This window comes from Herbaspirillum sp. BH-1 (genome assembly GCF_002870055.1).
Lineage (GTDB): Bacteria > Pseudomonadota > Gammaproteobacteria > Burkholderiales > Burkholderiaceae_D > Herbaspirillum > Herbaspirillum frisingense.
Window position 1 is genome coordinate 40,107 of the sequence record NZ_PKOI01000011.1, and the last position, 16,041, is coordinate 56,147.

17 protein-coding genes are annotated in these 16,041 nt (G+C 63.6%); 10 read left to right on the forward strand and 7 right to left on the reverse strand.

Translation table 11 applies throughout. The features are described 5' to 3' along the window. Positions 1–34: 34 nt before the first annotated feature. Complete coding sequence (locus HBH1_RS15340) at positions 35–637, forward strand: UbiX family flavin prenyltransferase (RefSeq protein ID WP_102663447.1); 603 nt, start codon at positions 35–37, stop codon at positions 635–637. Further along, on the forward strand, positions 637–1,050 hold the full coding sequence (locus tag HBH1_RS15345; RefSeq protein ID WP_174616827.1) for a helix-turn-helix domain-containing protein: 414 nt from the start codon (positions 637–639) through the stop codon (positions 1,048–1,050). The genes HBH1_RS15340 and HBH1_RS15345 overlap by 1 nt, the downstream gene beginning before the upstream one ends. An 86-nt stretch (positions 1,051–1,136) precedes the next feature. On the opposite strand, the gene HBH1_RS15350 is transcribed toward HBH1_RS15345, so the two are convergent. Both HBH1_RS15350 and mdeB read right to left on the reverse strand, forming a co-directional pair. Then, complete coding sequence (locus HBH1_RS15350) at positions 1,137–1,895, reverse strand: SDR family oxidoreductase (RefSeq protein ID WP_006461681.1); 759 nt, start codon at positions 1,893–1,895, stop codon at positions 1,137–1,139. 166 nt (positions 1,896–2,061) lie between these two features. Next, complete coding sequence (gene mdeB, locus HBH1_RS15355; protein WP_102663448.1) at positions 2,062–4,743, reverse strand: alpha-ketoglutarate dehydrogenase; 2,682 nt, start codon at positions 4,741–4,743, stop codon at positions 2,062–2,064. A gap of 313 nt (positions 4,744–5,056) precedes the next feature. On the opposite strand from mdeB, the gene HBH1_RS15360 reads away from it, so the two are divergent. After that, complete coding sequence (locus tag HBH1_RS15360) at positions 5,057–5,536, forward strand: Lrp/AsnC family transcriptional regulator (RefSeq protein WP_006461679.1); 480 nt, start codon at positions 5,057–5,059, stop codon at positions 5,534–5,536. 85 nt (positions 5,537–5,621) lie between these two features. Here HBH1_RS15360 and HBH1_RS15365 read toward each other — a convergent pair whose 3' ends face one another. Beyond that, entirely contained in the window at positions 5,622–6,146 is a 525-nt protein-coding gene (locus HBH1_RS15365) for a response regulator (RefSeq protein ID WP_102663449.1), read from the reverse strand. 206 nt (positions 6,147–6,352) lie between these two features. On the opposite strand from HBH1_RS15365, the gene HBH1_RS15370 reads away from it, so the two are divergent. Then, positions 6,353–6,784 carry a hypothetical protein gene (locus HBH1_RS15370; protein ID WP_102663450.1) on the forward strand — a complete coding sequence of 144 codons (432 nt, stop codon included), beginning with the start codon at positions 6,353–6,355 and terminating at the stop codon, positions 6,782–6,784. 78 nt (positions 6,785–6,862) lie between these two features. On the opposite strand, the gene HBH1_RS15375 is transcribed toward HBH1_RS15370, so the two are convergent. Next, positions 6,863–7,729 (reverse strand): AraC family transcriptional regulator, encoded by an 867-nt coding sequence (locus HBH1_RS15375; RefSeq protein ID WP_102663451.1) that lies wholly within the window; start codon positions 7,727–7,729, stop codon positions 6,863–6,865. A 161-nt stretch (positions 7,730–7,890) separates the two neighbouring features. On the opposite strand from HBH1_RS15375, the gene HBH1_RS15380 reads away from it, so the two are divergent. After that, positions 7,891–8,811 (forward strand): CPBP family intramembrane glutamic endopeptidase, encoded by a 921-nt coding sequence (locus tag HBH1_RS15380; protein ID WP_102663452.1) that lies wholly within the window; start codon positions 7,891–7,893, stop codon positions 8,809–8,811. Positions 8,812–8,826: 15 nt separating this feature from the next. Here the strand turns inward: HBH1_RS15380 and HBH1_RS15385 are convergent, their stop codons facing one another. After that, positions 8,827–9,393, reverse strand: a complete 567-nt coding sequence (locus HBH1_RS15385; RefSeq protein WP_102663453.1) for a pyridoxamine 5'-phosphate oxidase family protein — start codon at positions 9,391–9,393, stop codon at positions 8,827–8,829. Positions 9,394–9,605: 212 nt separating this feature from the next. Between HBH1_RS15385 and HBH1_RS15390 the strand changes: the two genes are divergently transcribed. After that, positions 9,606–9,929 carry a hypothetical protein gene (locus HBH1_RS15390; RefSeq protein ID WP_102663454.1) on the forward strand — a complete coding sequence of 108 codons (324 nt, stop codon included), beginning with the start codon at positions 9,606–9,608 and terminating at the stop codon, positions 9,927–9,929. Between the two features lie 49 nt (positions 9,930–9,978). Here HBH1_RS15390 and HBH1_RS15395 read toward each other — a convergent pair whose 3' ends face one another. Then, entirely contained in the window at positions 9,979–11,145 is a 1,167-nt protein-coding gene (locus HBH1_RS15395; protein WP_102663455.1) for a 4-hydroxybenzoate 3-monooxygenase, read from the reverse strand. Positions 11,146–11,303: 158 nt separating this feature from the next. Between HBH1_RS15395 and HBH1_RS15400 the strand changes: the two genes are divergently transcribed. Further along, positions 11,304–12,215 carry a helix-turn-helix domain-containing protein gene (locus tag HBH1_RS15400; RefSeq protein ID WP_006461671.1) on the forward strand — a complete coding sequence of 304 codons (912 nt, stop codon included), beginning with the start codon at positions 11,304–11,306 and terminating at the stop codon, positions 12,213–12,215. Positions 12,216–12,242: 27 nt separating this feature from the next. Here HBH1_RS15400 and HBH1_RS15405 read toward each other — a convergent pair whose 3' ends face one another. After that, positions 12,243–13,043, reverse strand: a complete 801-nt coding sequence (locus HBH1_RS15405) for an IclR family transcriptional regulator domain-containing protein (protein ID WP_102663456.1) — start codon at positions 13,041–13,043, stop codon at positions 12,243–12,245. 247 nt (positions 13,044–13,290) lie between these two features. On the opposite strand from HBH1_RS15405, the gene pcaH reads away from it, so the two are divergent. The 3 genes from pcaH (at position 13,291) to pcaB (ending at position 16,007) form a co-directional block, all read left to right on the forward strand. Then, on the forward strand, positions 13,291–13,983 hold the full coding sequence (gene pcaH / locus HBH1_RS15410) for a protocatechuate 3,4-dioxygenase subunit beta (protein WP_006461669.1): 693 nt from the start codon (positions 13,291–13,293) through the stop codon (positions 13,981–13,983). A gap of 24 nt (positions 13,984–14,007) precedes the next feature. After that, positions 14,008–14,520, forward strand: a complete 513-nt coding sequence (locus HBH1_RS15415; RefSeq protein ID WP_102663457.1) for a peptidase associated/transthyretin-like domain-containing protein — start codon at positions 14,008–14,010, stop codon at positions 14,518–14,520. 110 nt (positions 14,521–14,630) lie between these two features. Then, complete coding sequence (gene pcaB / locus HBH1_RS15420; protein ID WP_102663458.1) at positions 14,631–16,007, forward strand: 3-carboxy-cis,cis-muconate cycloisomerase; 1,377 nt, start codon at positions 14,631–14,633, stop codon at positions 16,005–16,007. Positions 16,008–16,041: the final 34 nt, after the last annotated feature.

Here is a 16,041-nt window from a genome sequence, read left to right on the forward strand (position 1 = left end):
CCCGGCGCATCGCTGCCCTGCTCCGGTTTCTCTTGTGAGTTCCACTTCCAGTCCGCCACGCCAGCGTCTGATCGTCGCCATCACCGGTGCGACCGGGGCGATCTATGGCGTGCGCCTGCTGGAGCACCTGCGCAAGCATGGTCAGGTGGAAACCCATCTGATGATTTCCGAAGCCGGCGTGCTCAATCTGCACCAGGAACTGGACATGCGGCGCAAGGAGGTCGAAGCCCTGGCCGACGTGGTGCATCACGTGCGCGACGTCGGCGCCTGCATCGCCAGCGGCTCCTTCGCCTCCACCGGCATGGTGGTGGCACCCTGTTCGATGAAGACCCTGGCCGCCGTGGCGCATGGTCTCTCCGACAACCTCATCACCCGCGCCGCCGACGTGGTCCTGAAAGAACGTCGTCGCCTGGTACTGATGGTGCGCGAAACGCCCTTCAACCTGGCCCACCTGCGCAACATGACCGCCGTCACCGAGATGGGCGGTGTGATCTTCCCGCCGCTGCCCGGTTTCTACCAGCGCCCGGCCTCGATGGAAGAGATGGTCGATCACACCCTCGGGCGCGTGCTGGACATGTTCGGGATTTCCATGCAGCTCACTCCCGAATGGCAAGGCATGAAGGGTGGAGCTGACTGATGGAAAAAAGTGCGATGGACAAGATCACCTCGCACTTTGCGGCCTTGTCGTCTCTCATCCCGCTGCGGCCGATTCGTTCTGATGATGACTATGACCGCGCAGTCACCACCCTGAATCAATTGCTCGACGCCGGTGCCGGCAATGAAAAGCACCCTCTGGCCGATCTGGTCGATACACTCGGCAGCCTCATTGCCGAATACGACGACAAGCACTTCCCGTTGCAGCAGGTCTCTCCTGTGGATGTCCTGCAATTCCTGATGGAGCAACATCAGCTCACACAATCCGACCTGCCCGAGATCGGCTCACAAGGCGTGGTCTCCGAAATCCTGCGCGGCAAGCGCGAATTGAATCTGCGTCAGGTCAAGGCACTGGCCCAGCGCTTCGGCGTCGGTGCATCGGTCTTTATCGGCTAGACGCGGCTTGCCCGAACAACACCAATGAAAATGGCCGCAGTACACAACCGCGGCCACTTCTTCACTTCCGATCCCGCCGGGAAGAATCAACCCCGCCCGATATAGGGCATCTTGGTCGCCATCACCGTCATGAACTGCACATTGGCATCCAGCGGCAGGCTGTCCATGTAGAGGATGGCCTTGGCTACATGCTCGGCGTCCATGGTCGGTTCGACCTTGGTGGAGCCGTCGGCCTGCAAGGTGCCTTTCTTCATCAGCGTGGTCATGTCGGTGGAGGCATTGCCGATGTCGATCTGGCCGCAGGCGATGTCATAGGCGCGACCATCCAGCGAGGTGGCCTTGGTCAGGCCCGTGATGGCATGCTTGGTGGCCGTGTAGGAGGCCGAGAACGGACGCGGCGCATGGGCCGAGATGGAGCCGTTGTTGATGATGCGCCCACCCCGCGGGGATTGCTCCTTCATGACGCGGAAGGCTTCCTGGGTACACAGGAAGACACCGGTCAGGTTGATGTCCACCGCTGCCTTCCACTGCTCCACGCTCAACTCCTCCAGCGATACCGGCGGTGCGAAGATGCCGGCATTGTTGAACAGCATGTCGAGCCGGCCGAAGCGTTGCCGGGTCTGTGCGAACAGATGCTTGACCGAGGCCGGATCGGTCACGTCGGTTGCCACCACCAGCGCATTGGCACCGTGTTCGCCAGCCAGTTTGACGGTCTCTTCCAGCGCATCCTGGCGACGTCCGGCCAGGGCCACGCCATAGCCTTCGCGCAGCAGCGCCAGGGTAATCTGCCGGCCGATGCCGGAGCCTGCGCCGGTCACCAGCGCGATACGTTTGGGTGCAGCCATCGTGTTGACTCCTCAATGATCTTATGGACGGAACCTGCATCGTCGGCGGATAAAAAAAACCGCCCGTGATGCACGGGCGGTTTCCACTATAACAAACACCAGGCGCGGCCAGATGAAGGATTTTCAATCCCTGGGCCTGCCTTTCATGTATCCCGGTACTTGTGCATCAGACCGTGCTCGACAGCGGCTTGGCCGTATCGATACCCAGCGTACGCGCTGCATCCTCCAGCCGCGCACGATCCTCTCCCCAGACCGCGCACAACGCCGTATAGGCGATCCAGCGTGCATCGATCTCGAAGAAGTCGCGCAGGTTCACCCGCGTGTCGCTGCGGCCAAAGCCATCCGTTCCGAGGGTCACATACTGCGCCGGCACGAAGGCACGGATACTCTCCGGCAAGGTACGGATGTAGTCGCTCACCGCGATGACCGGTGCAGCGCTGCCCTGCAGTTGCTGCGTCACATACGGCAGCGGGTGCGCGCCCGACAGACGCTGGTTGCGCTGCGCCGCCACGCCATCACGCGCCAGTTCGGTATAGCTGGTCACGCTCCATACCTCGGCCTCGATCTGCCAGTGCTGCTGCAGCAACGCGGCGGCGGCCACTGCTTCCTTCAGGATGGGACCTGCACCCAACAGGCGCGCCTGCGCGTTCTCCTTGCGACCCAGGCAGTACAGCCCACGCAGGATGCCTTCCTGCACGCCCGGCGGCAGGCTGGGCTGGGCCTCGTTTTCGTTGGTGACGGTGATGTAGTAAAAGACGTCCTCGCCGCGCTCCATCATGCGGCGCATGCCGTCGTCGAGGATCACCGCCAGCTCGTAGGCATAGGCCGGGTCATAGGAAACGCAGTTGGGAATCGAAGCCGCCGTCACCAGGCTATTGCCATCCTGATGCTGCAAGCCCTCGCCGCCCAGGGTGGTACGCCCCGACGTGGCGCCGATCAGGAAGCCACGTGCGCGCTGGTCCGCCGCTGCCCAGATCAGGTCGCCGATGCGCTGGAAACCAAACATCGAGTAGTAGATGTAGAACGGCAGCATCGGTGTGCCATGCACCGAGTAGGCGGTCGCGGCGGCCGTCCAGGAAGAGATCGCGCCGGCTTCGGTGATGCCCTCTTCCAGAATCTGGCCATCCTTGGCCTCGCGATAGTAGAGGATGGACCCGATGTCCTCCGGCTCATACAGCTGACCCTGGGAGGAATAGATGCCGACCTGGCGGAACAGGTTGGCCATGCCGAAGGTACGCGCCTCGTCGGCCACGATGGGCACCACGTAGCGGCCGAACTCCGGGTCCTTCAACAGGTTGCCGAGCTGGCGCACCAGCGCCATGGTGGATGACATCTCCTTGCCATCGGCTTCCAGCGCGAACTTGCTGTGCGCTTCCAGCGCCGGCACCGCGCGGCGCGCCTGACCGGCATCGCGGCGTGGCAGGTAGCCGCCCAGCGCAGCGCGGCGGGCATGCAGGTGTTTCATCTCGGCGCTGTCGGGCGCGGGCTTGTAGAAGGCCAGTTCGCGGCACTGTTGATCCGACAGCGGCAGCTTGAAGCGGTCACGGAATTGCAGCAGGCTTTCCTCATCCAGCTTCTTCTGCTGGTGGGTGGTCATCTTGCCTTCACCGGCCGCGCCCATGCCGTAGCCCTTCTTGGTCTGGGCCAGGATCACAGTCGGCTGGCCGCGATGCTGGGCCGCCGCCTGGTAGGCCGAGAATATCTTCTTCATGTCGTGCCCGCCCCGACGCAGGCGGTTGATTTCCTCATCGGTGAGCGTGGCACCGATAGCGCGGGTGCCCGGTGTCTGGCCGAAGAAATGCTGGCGATTGAAGGCGCCATCGTTGGCGGCGAAGGTCTGCAATTGACCGTCCACCGTGCGGTTCAGGGCGTCCACCAACTCACCGTCGCGGTCGCGGGCGAACAGGCCATCCCAGTCCGAGCCCCACAGCAGCTTGATGACGTTCCAGCCGGCACCGGCAAACAGGGTCTCCAGCTCATCGACGATGTGACCGTTTCCGCGCACCGGACCATCCAGGCGCTGCAGGTTGCAGTTGACCACGAAGATCAGGTTGTCCAGCTTCTCGCGCGAGGCCAGCGAGAGCGCCGCCAGCGATTCGGGCTCGTCCATCTCGCCGTCGCCGAACACCCCCCATACCTTGCGGCCCTGGTCCTGCAACAGGCCGCGATGTTCCATGTAACGCAGGAAGCGCGCCTGGTAGATGGCATTGATGGGACCGATGCCCATGGAGCCGGTCGGGAATTGCCAGAACTGCGGCATCAGCCAGGGATGCGGGTAGGACGACAATCCCTGGCGACCGACGCGCTTGGCCTCGATCTCCCGGCGGTAATAGGCCAGGTCCTCTTCGCTCAAGGCGCCTTCCAGGAAAGCGCGGGCATAGATGCCGGGTGCCGAGTGCGGCTGGAAATAGACCACGTCACCGGCGAACTTGTCATCGCGGGCACGGAAGAAGTGATTGAAGCCGACCTCGAACAGGTCCGCCGCCGAGGCGAAGCTGGCAATATGCCCGCCCAGCTCGCCATAGGCGCGATTGGCGCGCACCACCATGGCCAGCGCATTCCAGCGCATGATGCTGGCGATACGTTCCTCGATGGCCTGGGCGTCCGAACCACCGGGGAAAGGCGGCTCCTGCTCGGGGCGGATGGTATTCACATAAGGGGTATTGCGCGCATCGCGCCAGTTCACGCCCCACTGCTGGGCCGCCGCCGACAGGCGCGAGAGCAGGAAGCGCGCACGCTCCGGTCCGGCCTCGGCCAGCACGCTTTGCAGCGCCTGCAGCCACTCCTGGGTTTCCTGGGCATCGAGGTCGATATCACGGGCGATATCGCTGTCACTGGGGCGGGACATGTCCACTTCCTGATCTCCTGTCTGGTCGCACGCCGAGGCTGGCGCAGCGCGGGTCGGCATAAAACCTGCTGCCGCTGCAATCGCCGCTATGCAAAGAGACGAAAAGCCGGTAAAACACAGGCCGCGCCATCGGTCTCCCCGCGCCCGACGCCTTTTCGGTCTTGTCTTGGTGGTAAGGGCTAGCTTGCGAGATGAACTACCGGACTACGATACGCCGGATAGCCCGGCATGAGTCACTTAAAACAGGAAGTTGCCGTACAATATTCAGCATCCAGTGCTGCAAAACCGAAACCGACAGAATTTAATTTCGATAATGGAACTAGATACCACCGATTTGCGCATCCTGAACATCCTTCAGGAGAACAGTTCGATCAGCAATCTGGAGCTCGCCAGCCGTATCAACCTCTCGCCATCGCCGACCCTGGCCCGTGTGAAGCGGCTGGAAACCGAAGGCATCATCTCGCGCTACGTGGCGCTGGCCGATCCGCACCTGCTGGGCCTGAAGGTCAACGTCTTCGTCAAGGTGATCCTGGAGCGCCAGGGCGCCGAAGCGCTGGCCCAGTTCGAGACGGCCGTGAGTGCCTTCGATGAGGTCATGGAAGTGTACCTGATGACCGGCGACGAGGATTACCTGCTGCGCATCGTGGTGCCCGACCTGCTGACGCTGGAACATTTCATCGTCGATCACCTGACCAAGATTCCCGGCATCAAGAATATCCGTTCCAGCTTTGCCCTCAAGCAGATCAAGTACAAGACGGCGTTGCCCACGCCCAAAATCAAGACCCGCCGCTGAACCGCCTGCGGGGCCGGCGCAACAATGAAAAAAGGGCCGCCCGGCCCTTTCGTTTTTTCCAGCGTCAGCAGCGATCTGCCGGCACTCAATGCGAGGTCTCATCCTCCGGTCTGGCCGGATCATCACGCCGCCGTGCCGGGTGCGCCTCGGCACCTCCCAGGACCGATGCCATCACCTTGGCCGGTACCGGTCCCCTCGCCGCCAGGGCATCACACCAGCGCTCCACCATCTCCACCACGCAACGCGCATAGTGCTCGCCGTCGACCGGCTTGGGCTGGTATTGACTGGCACCGGCCGCCAGTGCCGCCTGCTCGCCCTCCATGTCCCGCGAGGGAAACACCACCACCGGCGCCTGCGCCAGATGCTTGCTGGCGCGCAACTCGCGCAGCAGCTCCAGACCGTCGTAGCAGCCCATGTCGGACTCCAGCAGGATCAGACAAGGCGCCACGCCATCGCCGCTGCGCCGCCCCTGCAGCAGGCAACGCCGGGCACTGGCCGCGTCGGGGCAACTGCGGAAGGCGCAATGCAGACCCGAGCGCCACAGCGCGAAACGGGCCAGCTCCACGGCTTCCTGGCTGGGATCGATCATCACGATACTGGGGAAATTCATTCTTGGGACATCCTGTGAAACAACTGAAGCAAGGGCAGACTGCCAGCTACCGTTGTACAGGAGCATTGCCGCTGCGGGCATCGGGAAATTCCTGACGCCCCGCGCGAAGCTGACAGCAAGCTGTCAGGATTTCCCCTATCGGCGAATCACGATGGACTGGCTAGACTGGCAACAGTTGATCCTCCACTCCAAGGAAGCCCCTGTCCATGATGCCCTTTACCAAAGTCCGTGTCCCCGTTCCCGCCGCCCTGCTGGGCATGGTCGAGTTGTACGTGAGCGGCGGCGCCCGCCTCATCACGGCGCCCGGCGGCGCCCCCCATGACTGGGCCAGCCTCAACGCCAGCCCGCGCAAGGTATTGGAATGGTTCGCCACGGCCGGCTTCGCCGCCAGCGGGGAACGCGCTGCCCTGTCCAGCTTCCAGCCCTGCGCACAGCGCCTGGCCAGCCTGGACCAGCTCAAGAACACGGTGCGCCCGCCGCTGGCAGTGCCACGCTTCTGGCAGCTCGACGGCAGCAACTACGGGTTCGATGCCAGCCCGCACCTGCCCTATTGGCTGGCCATGAACGACGCCTCCTTCATCCCTCTGCTGGTACCGGCGCACCAGGTCGCGCATTTCTCGCAGGCCCTGGTGGCCTGAAGCTCCCTGCCCTTCCTTCAGCGTTGCTTCAACGTTACGTCAACGTTACGTCAACGTTACTTCAGCATTCCTCCAGCACTACTTCAGCGGCAGATAGATATCGGTCAGCAGCTCGCCCGGCGGCGTATCCGGCAGCAGATTGAGGTAGTGGAAGTACAGCGGAAAATCACGCAATTCCTCCCCACTGCCCGGCAGCCACTGACGATAGAGCGGATAGATGCTCTCGGCCAGCCGTTCGTGCGCGCCCGCATGCCGCACCCGGGCGCAGCGCCCACCCGGAATCAGCTTCTCCACCAGACCTTGCGGATTGTCCGGCAGGGCGCTCTCGATTTCTCCGCAGATATCGAAACGGAATTGCTCCGGCGGCGTGGTATCCGGATTGTCCCAGGCCAGGCCAAAGGTGCGGCAGCGCTCCACTGGCGACAGGCTTGACGACTTGCGCCATTCGATGAAACGCGCCACCGTGGCGTTGAGATTGGGCACCGGACCGCGATGCTCCAGCACGGCGATGCGAACGGGTTCTACCATGACGATATCGACTTGCACGTCCACTTTCCTTTCAGGGATACGGAACACATAACGCTCGTTCCAGGCCGGCCAGTCGGGCGCACGCCGGAACTGCGAAGGCGATTGTCCGAAGGCGCTTCTGAAAGCGCGGGTAAAGGATTCCGGATTTTCAAAACCGGCCTGCAGGGCGATCTCGATGATCCTGCTCTCGTGCCGGAACGCCAGTTGCAGGCTGGCCCGTTTCAGACGCATGAGCAGGATGTAGCGAGCCACCCCGACACCGACGAAGTCGGCAAATTGCCGCTGGAAATGGAACCGCGAAAAATGGGCGACGCCGGCCAGGCGATCGACATCGAGCGCATCGTCGAGATGACGTTCGATATGGTCGAGTACCCGTTCGAAACGGGCTACATAGGATTTTCTGCGGGCGTCACTCATCTTGTCCTCGGTTCACGGGACGTACTGTGCAAGAATCGGCAGGCGAAATCCTGACCGAAATTGCGCAATGTTTTCACGAAATGATGCGCCTGCGCCACTTCAAGGTCGCCCATCATGGTAAAACACCGCTCCCATCAATCCGACATCCGTCGTAGCCACCAATGTCCGCCTTCTCGTTGCTTTCGTTGCCCTCGCAGCCATCGCTACCATCTCTCACCGCCACCCTGCTGCTGATGCTGGCCATCTGCACCGTCTGGCTTCCTGCGCTGCCCCTGCGTGGCGCAATGCGGCTGCCGCCCTGGCTGCTCTTGCTGGTGCTGGCCGTAGTCGCGGCCCTGCTCAACGGCCAGCTCACCGTGACCGGCGTGCTCGGCTTGCTGCTGCTGGGCGTGAGCGCGTGGCGAGCCGCCCATGCACGCCATGCACAACACGCATGGCCGGCCGGCATGTGGCTGCTCCCGGTCATCGTGCTGAGCCTGCTATTGGCCATGCATCGCTGGCCGGGCTTTCTCAATCCGCTGGTCCTGCCGCGCCAGGCCATCACGCCGGACGCGCTACCCTTCATGCTGTATGCGAATCTCGACAAGGGTGCTGCCGGGCTGTTGCTGCTGGCGCTGCTGGCGCCGCGTTGCCATGCACGCAAGCAATGGCAGGCCGCACTGCGCCGCGCACTGCTGCCGGGCCTGCTTACCATCGTAGTGGTCATGCTGTCGGGCTGGCTGCTCGGCATGGTGCGGCCCGAAGCCAAGTGGCCGCCCTTTGCCGCCACCTTCCTCGCCATCAACCTGTTGTTGACGGTGGTGGCGGAAGAAGCCTTCTTCCGTGGGCTGATCCAGCAGCGCCTGCAACTGGCGCTGCACACGCTGCGCGGCGGGCAATTGCTGGCCGTCGTGGTGTCGGCCGTGCTGTTCGGCGCGGCCCATCTGGGGGGAGGGATGGTCTATGCCGCACTGGCGAGCGTGGCCGGTCTCGGCTATGCCATCGTCTTCCAGCGCAGTGGGCGCATCGAAGCCGCCATTGCGGTCCACTTTGCGCTCAATGCCGTGCACTTCCTCGGCTTTACCTATCCCGCGCTGGCCTGATCCGGCGTCACCCGTTCAGGGTGCGATCCATTGTCCGCGCCACGCGCCGTCGTCGCGGCGGAACACGGCGCGGCAATGCTGACCCGGCGTCAGGTCGAGGTATTCGATGGCATCCAGCACCACCTCGACCAGGGTGAAATTGTCGAAGCCGCTGTGCGCGGGCTCTGACGGAACATGGCCGTCCTCCGGCTGGGCGATGACCGTTCCCGGTGCATGCGGGGTCTGGTAGAGGATCAGCGTATGCGGCCGCGCCCCGTCCCACATGCGTCGCACGCGAGCACCGTCCTGCACCGGGCGCGCCCTTCCGTTCAGGCGCAGTTGCACATGGCGATCCAGGTCCAGCGACAGCATGGCCACCCGGTCGTCGGCATCGATGTCGGCCAGCTTGGGAGAGCGACGGTCCGTGTGGAAGGCGAGCGTGCCAGTCGACTCGTCAGCCTCGCGCAAGACGATGGAGCGCAATTGTGGCGCACCGTCCAGCCCCAGGGTCGCAAGCTGCCAGATGGTGAAAGCTGATCGGGTGGGACTGGCGCCGAGGCGCAGGGCATCCCACAGGTGGGTATGGAGTTCGGGCAAGTTCATGGCGGCATTGTAGAGCCTGGTTCGACGTGCTGCTTCGATCCGCCTCTGCCGGAAAATCACCCTCCTGCAAAACGACATCGTTATGTCAGTTCAGCGTCAGTGCATTGTCAGAGCGCTGTGCCAACATGGATGCTCAAGCACGCCCCTCATCGAAGTCCAGATTGCAGCACGTCCCTCTCCCCGCGCCACGGCGGGAAAACACGGAGCCTGGCATGAAAATCTACTGGTCGCTCAAACAGATACCCGAACTCGCCTGCCTTGACCGCCGGCAACGTCTCGCGCGCTGGCGAGGCGTCTCGCTGCGTCTGTTTCATCACTGGCAGACCTGGCTGGGCCTGTTGGCCTGCGCCTTGCTGGCGGCGCTGGGACGCAGTATCGGCATGGGCTATCCCGGCAGCATCGCCGGAGCACTTGTCGGCGCGCAGTGCTATTGGCACGCCTGCGTCTACGTTGCCCGACGACACTATCGCCGTTTGCTTGCGCACGGTGACGAGGACGGTGCCGATATCTTGCCGGCGCCCGACCCGCACCAATGAAAACGCCCGCTTGCGCGGGCGTCATTGTCAATGGAAGTCTTGCCCAGGTTCAGAAGGCGCCGACATAGTTTTCCGCCAACGCCGTCGACAGCGCCCGCGAATTGACCACGTTCTCCAGTTCGGCACGCTGTATCTGCCGCTGGAAGGGCGAGGCGTCCTCGAAGGTATGCAGCATGCTGGTCATCCACCATGAGAAGTACTCGGCGCGCCAGATGCGCTTGAGCGCCAGTTCGGTGTAGGAAGCCAGGCCTTCCTCGCTGGATGTGCGATAGAAATCCTCGATCCCCTCGGCCAGGCGCTTGACGTCCCCTACTGCCAGGTTCAACCCCTTGGCCCCGGTCGGTGGCACGATGTGGGCCGCATCGCCGGCCAGGAACAGGCGCCCGTGCTGCATCGGCGTGGACACGAAACTGCGCATGCCGATGATGCCTTTCTGGAAGATCTTGCCCTCCTTCAGACGCCAGCCGTCGCCATTTTCCAGGCGGCAGTGGAATTCGTTCCAGATGCGGTCATCGCTCCAGTTGTCTACGCTGTCCTTGGGGTCGCACTGGAAGTAGAGCCGCTGCACGGTAGGCGAGCGCGTGCTCACCAGCACGAAACCGCGGTCATGCTGCGCATAGATCAGCTCGTCCGAGGACGGCGGCGCTTCCACCAGCACGCCGAACCAGCCGAAGGGGTAGACCCGCTGATAGTCCTGGCGCTTGCTGTCCGGAATGGCCGGGCGGGACACACCGTGGAAGCCGTCGCAGCCGGCGATGAAATCGGCTTCCAGCGTATGCTGTTCACCCGCGTGCAGGAAGCGCACGCGGGGCTTGTCGGTGTCGACACCTTCGATCGTGGTACCGCTGACCTCGAACAGCAGTTGCCCCTGTGCCGCCAGGCGCGCAGCCACCAGGTCCTTGATCACTTCATGCTGGGCATAGACGGTGATGGCCTGGCCGGTCAGCTCGGTCAGGTCGATCCGGTGACGCCGCCCGCCGAAGGCCAGTTCGATGCCATGGTGCAAGGCGCCTTCGCGCTTCATGCGTTCCCCCACGCCGGTATCGGTGAGGATGTCCATGGTGCCCTGCTCCAGTACACCGGCACGGATGGTGGACTCGATTTCTTCGCGGCTGCGGGTTTCCAGCACGACCGATTCGATGCCCTTGAGATGCAACAGATGGGATAACAACAAACCGGCCGGGCCGGCGCCGATGATGGCGACTTGGGTACGCATGGGGGGTCTCCGTAATGAAGGTTGTTTTTTGTTCTGGTGTGGAGCGAATCTTAGTCGTCGGGCGGCCATTTAAAAATGGATGATCCCGGCAAAAACTTGTACTATTTTTACAGACCAGTACAACAAGCCCTGCCCCCAGAGCGACGGACGGAGACCTCATGCCCCTGGCACGCAACAAACCCCGCATCAGCGAGGTACCCCAGTTTTCCTTGTACGGTGAGGCTGTGCGGCCGGATGATGCCGAATCGGTCCATATCGAACTGATCGAGACGCGCAGCCGCATCCATGACTGGCATATTGCACCGCACACACATGCCGGACTTTTTCAGGTACTTTTTTTAATGTCCGGCCATGTCAGCGCGCTGATGGAAGACGAGGTATGGGACTATGACGGCCCGGTCGTCATCACCATCCATCCCTCGCTGGTGCATGGTTTCGACTTCTCGGAACAGGCAGTGGGATTCGTGCTGACGGTGGACCCGCACATCGTGTTTTCGGGCGGTGGCGGCGAGGCCCATGGCGAGCTGTTTTCTCCGCTGTTCCTGCGCCCGATGGCCATCGAACTGGCTCGGGTTCCGGACTTGCATGCCCGCATGGAGACCCTGCTGCGCCTGCTGATCGCCGAATCAGCTGCGCCCCGCACCGGGCACGCATTGATGCTGGAATGGCTGGCACGCAGCGTGATGTTGCTGCTGGTGCGACTGGAGGCCGACCATCGCTCGGCCGAGCTCAGCGGACGTGGAGATTTCGAACTGTTCAGTCGCTTCCGCACGCTGGTGGAGCAACATTTCCGGGAACAATGGCAAGTCGCGGTATATGCCGACAAGCTGCGCGTCACGCCCAGCCGCCTGAACCGCCTGTGCCTGAAACTGGCGGGCCGTTCGGCCTTCGACCTGGCGCAGCAGCGGTTGATCCTGGAAGCCTGCCGCAAGCTGACCTATGTGCCATCCGGAGTGGCGACCATCGCCTATGAGCTGGGCTTCCAGGACCCGGCGTACTTCAGCCGTCTCTTCAAACGACACATGGGCGTGACGCCCAAGCAGTACCGGCGCACGCACGTGGAGGAATGAGCCGACGGTACCGCCCCCTTCCTGCGCCTAGAGCAGCGCGCCCAGTTCCACCTGTATCTTGAGCATGGCTGGCAGGCAGCGTTCGACCATGTCCTCCAGCTTCATCCGCCCCGCATGCACGCTGATGTTCATGGCCGCCACCACCTCGCCGCGGAAGTTGCGCACCGGCACGGCCATGGTGCGCAGGCCCAGTTCCAGTTCCTGATCCACCAGCGCATAACCCTGGGCGCGGGCGCGCGCAATCTCCAGGGCCAGACGTTCAGGATCGGTGATGGTGTTGACGGTAATGGCCTCCGGCTGGGCGCGGGCCAGGATGACATCGAGCTGCGCCTGAGGCAGATTGGCCAGCAGGATGCGGCCATTGGCAGTGCAATAGGCCGGTACGCGCGTGCCTGGCTGCAGGGTGGTCGAGACCAGTTGCCCCGCGCTCACCGCCGCCACGCACACCAGCTGATCGTGGTCCAGCACCCCGCACGAGGCCGCCTCGCCCAACGAATAGGCCAGCCGGTACAGCAAGGGCTGCACGATGCGCGGCAGGCGTGCCGAGTGCAGGTAGGACTGGCCCAGCCGCAGCACTGTCGGCGTCAGCGAAAAGGTCTTGTTGTCGTGGCGCATGTAACCCAGATGGGTCAACGTGATGAGATACCGCCGGGCGGCGGCGCGGGTCAGTCCGGTCAATTGCGCCACCTCGGCGATGGTCAGGCGCGAGCGCTCCTGGTCGAAGGCTTCGATGACCTGCAGACCCTTTTCCAGGCCCGCCACCAGGTCGCGCTTCAGCGGCCCCGCCTCGTCCTCGGCCATGTCCTCGTCGATTCGCTCTTGCTGCATGCGTCCCCGCCCTGTGGATAAGACAAGCTGATGCCGGTCACTGCAGGCTTGCTGCAGAAAACCGGCCATTTGTGCGATTCTCGCACAAAGCGGGCGAATGGCGAATATGCTGCGCTGCGTTGGCCTTGAGGCAGTCCGGGTGCTTGCCTACTATCTCTCCACACCCAAGCACGGCGCGCAAATCGCACATTTGGCAGCAAGGCAATGTGAACAAGCGCAGCCGCCCCTAGCGACCTGAGGAGACCTCATGCAATTCGATGCCATCGAACCCGGTGTCTATCCGGAACTGATCTATCCCCCCTACAAATCCACCGCCAAGCGCGGTCCCACCCAGGCGCCCCTGCGCGTGCGCGACGAGACCGCCACCGGCACCAACCTGTTTGCCTCGCCCAGGCTGATCCTGCCGCACGATATGGACCTGACCAAGCAGGGCAAGGGCGAACCCCTGGGCGAGAAGATCGTCGTCACCGGCCGCGTGCTGGACGAAGACGGCAAGCCGGTACGCAATTCCCTGCTGGAAGTCTGGCAATGCAATGCCGCCGGCCGCTACTTCCACAAGAAGGACCAGCACGATGCGCCGCTGGATCCCAATTTCACCGGCTTCGGCAAGATGCTCACCGACGACGACGGTCGCTATCGCTTCGTCAGCATCAAGCCCGGCCCCTATCCCTGGGGCAACCACCACAAGGCCTGGCGTCCGGCGCATATCCACTTCTCGCTGTTCGGCAACGTCTATGCGCAGCGCCTGGTCACGCAGATGTACTTCCCCAATGACCCGCTGTTCGACTATGACCCGATCTTCCAGAGCATCCCCGACAAGGCTGCCCGCCAGCGCCTGATCTCGCGCTTTTCGCTGGAAGAGACGGTGGACGACAAGATGCTCGGCTACGAATTCGACATCGTCCTGCGCGGCCGCAACGGCACGCCCATGGGTATCTGACACACAGACTGAGCAGGAGCAGACATGAGCAATATCACCACCTCCCAAACCATCGGCCCCTTCCCTCACGAAGCCTGGGCCTGGGCCGTGGAACTGACCGCCCGCGTGGACAGCAGCGCCGCACAGATCAAGGTTCGCGGTGCCATCTTCGACGGCGACGGCCAGCCCATCAACGACGCCTGGGCCGAGGCCTGGCTGCCCGGCAGCGCCCCGGCCGAGAGCGCCCATGCCATCCCCGGCTATCGTCGCGTACCGAGTGGCGAAGATGGCGGCTTCGCCTTCTCCATCTCGCAACCGCAGGCAGCCGCCGGCAAGCCGGTGGCCTATGTCACCGTGTTCGCCCGTGGCCTGGTCAAGCACCAGTTCAGCGCGGTGTTCCTGGAAGACGATCCCGCCCTGGCACAATCGGCACTGCTGGAACAAGTACCGCCGAACCGCCGCGACACCCTCATCGCCCGCAAGCAGGCCGATGGCAGCTACCTGTGGAATATCCACATGCAGGGCGAGCACGAGACGGTATTCTTCGACTACATCTGATCTGAACTGACCGCCGCCCACGGCGCCAGCAACAGGGGATCCGCAGGCCCAGGCCTGCCGGATCCCGTTTGCGTTACGACACCATGGCGGCGGATCAACCTGGAGATTTCATGAGCGTTTCCATATTCGACAGCTTCCTCACCACGTCCGAGATGATCGCCGTCTTCGACGACCAGGCCGTGGTGCAAGCCATGCTGCGCTTCGAACAGGCGCTGGCCGAGGCCGAGGCCGCCGAAGGCGTGATTCCCGAGACTGCTGCCCGCGCCATCGCCAGCGTGTGCCGGGCACCGCTGTACGACATCCCAGCGCTGATCGTGGCCGGCCGCCGTGCCGGCGCACTGGCCATCCCCCTGGTCAAGGAATTGCAGCGTACGGTTGCGCTCTACAGTGAAGAAGCCGCGACCCATGTGCACTGGGGCAGCACCAGCCAGGATGTGCTGGACACGGCCATGGTGCTGGTCACGCGTAACGCACTCGACCTGATCGACGCCGAACTGGCGACCCTGACGCAACGACTGCTGGAACTGGCACGCAGCCATCTGGACACACCGGTACTGGCGCGCACCCTGATGCAGCCGGCCCAGGTCACCAGCCTGGGCTTCAAATTCTGTAGCTGGGCCGCGCCGCTGCTGCGCTCGCGGGCGCAGTTGCAGACCTTGTCCAGCCATGCCCTGCAACTGCAACTGGGCGGTGCAGTCGGCACGCTTGCGGTACTGGATGACAAAGGACCGGCGGTCGCCGCCCGCATGGCGGCGGCACTGGAACTGGCCACGCCCGAAGCCGCGTGGCATACCCAGCGCGACCAATGGATCAGGCTGGGCACCGAGATGGCTGTACTGGCCGGCAGCCTGGGCAAGATTGCCACCGACCTGTCGCTGATGGCGCAAGGCGAGATCGCCGAACTGGCCGAACCCTCCGGCAACGGCCGTGGCGGCTCCTCGGCGATGCCGCACAAGCGCAACCCGGTCTCGTCCATGATCGCGCTGGCCGCCGCTGCCCGCGCCCCACAGCAAGCCGCGGCGCTGCTGGCCGCCATGGGACAGCAGCACGAACGCGGCCTGGGCAACTGGCAAGCCGAACTGGCCGAGTGGCCGGCCCTGTTCCTCGGTGTACATGGTGCCCTGCGTGCGCTCAATGAAGCCTTCGCCGGCCTACAGATCGACCAGGAGCGCATGCTGCGCAACATCGATGCCCTGCAGGGCCTGGTATTTGCCGAGTCGGCCTCCATCGCGCTGGCCACCGTGATCGGGCGCCCGCGAGCACATGCCCTGCTGGAACAATTGACGCGCAAGACCGTGGCCGAGGGCGGGCAGCTGGTGGACCTGCTGGTCGCGGCGGTGGAGTCTGACGAATCGCTGCACAAGAGTTTGGACAGCGCGCATCTGCGCGCCCTGTTCGACCCCGTCATCGCGACCCGCCCGGCACGCCGTCTGGCCGAGCAGCAGCTTGAAAGAATGCAGGCTGCACAAGGCAAGCCACCTGCCTGAGTGCAGCGTCCCCAATAAAAACACACCAAGACAG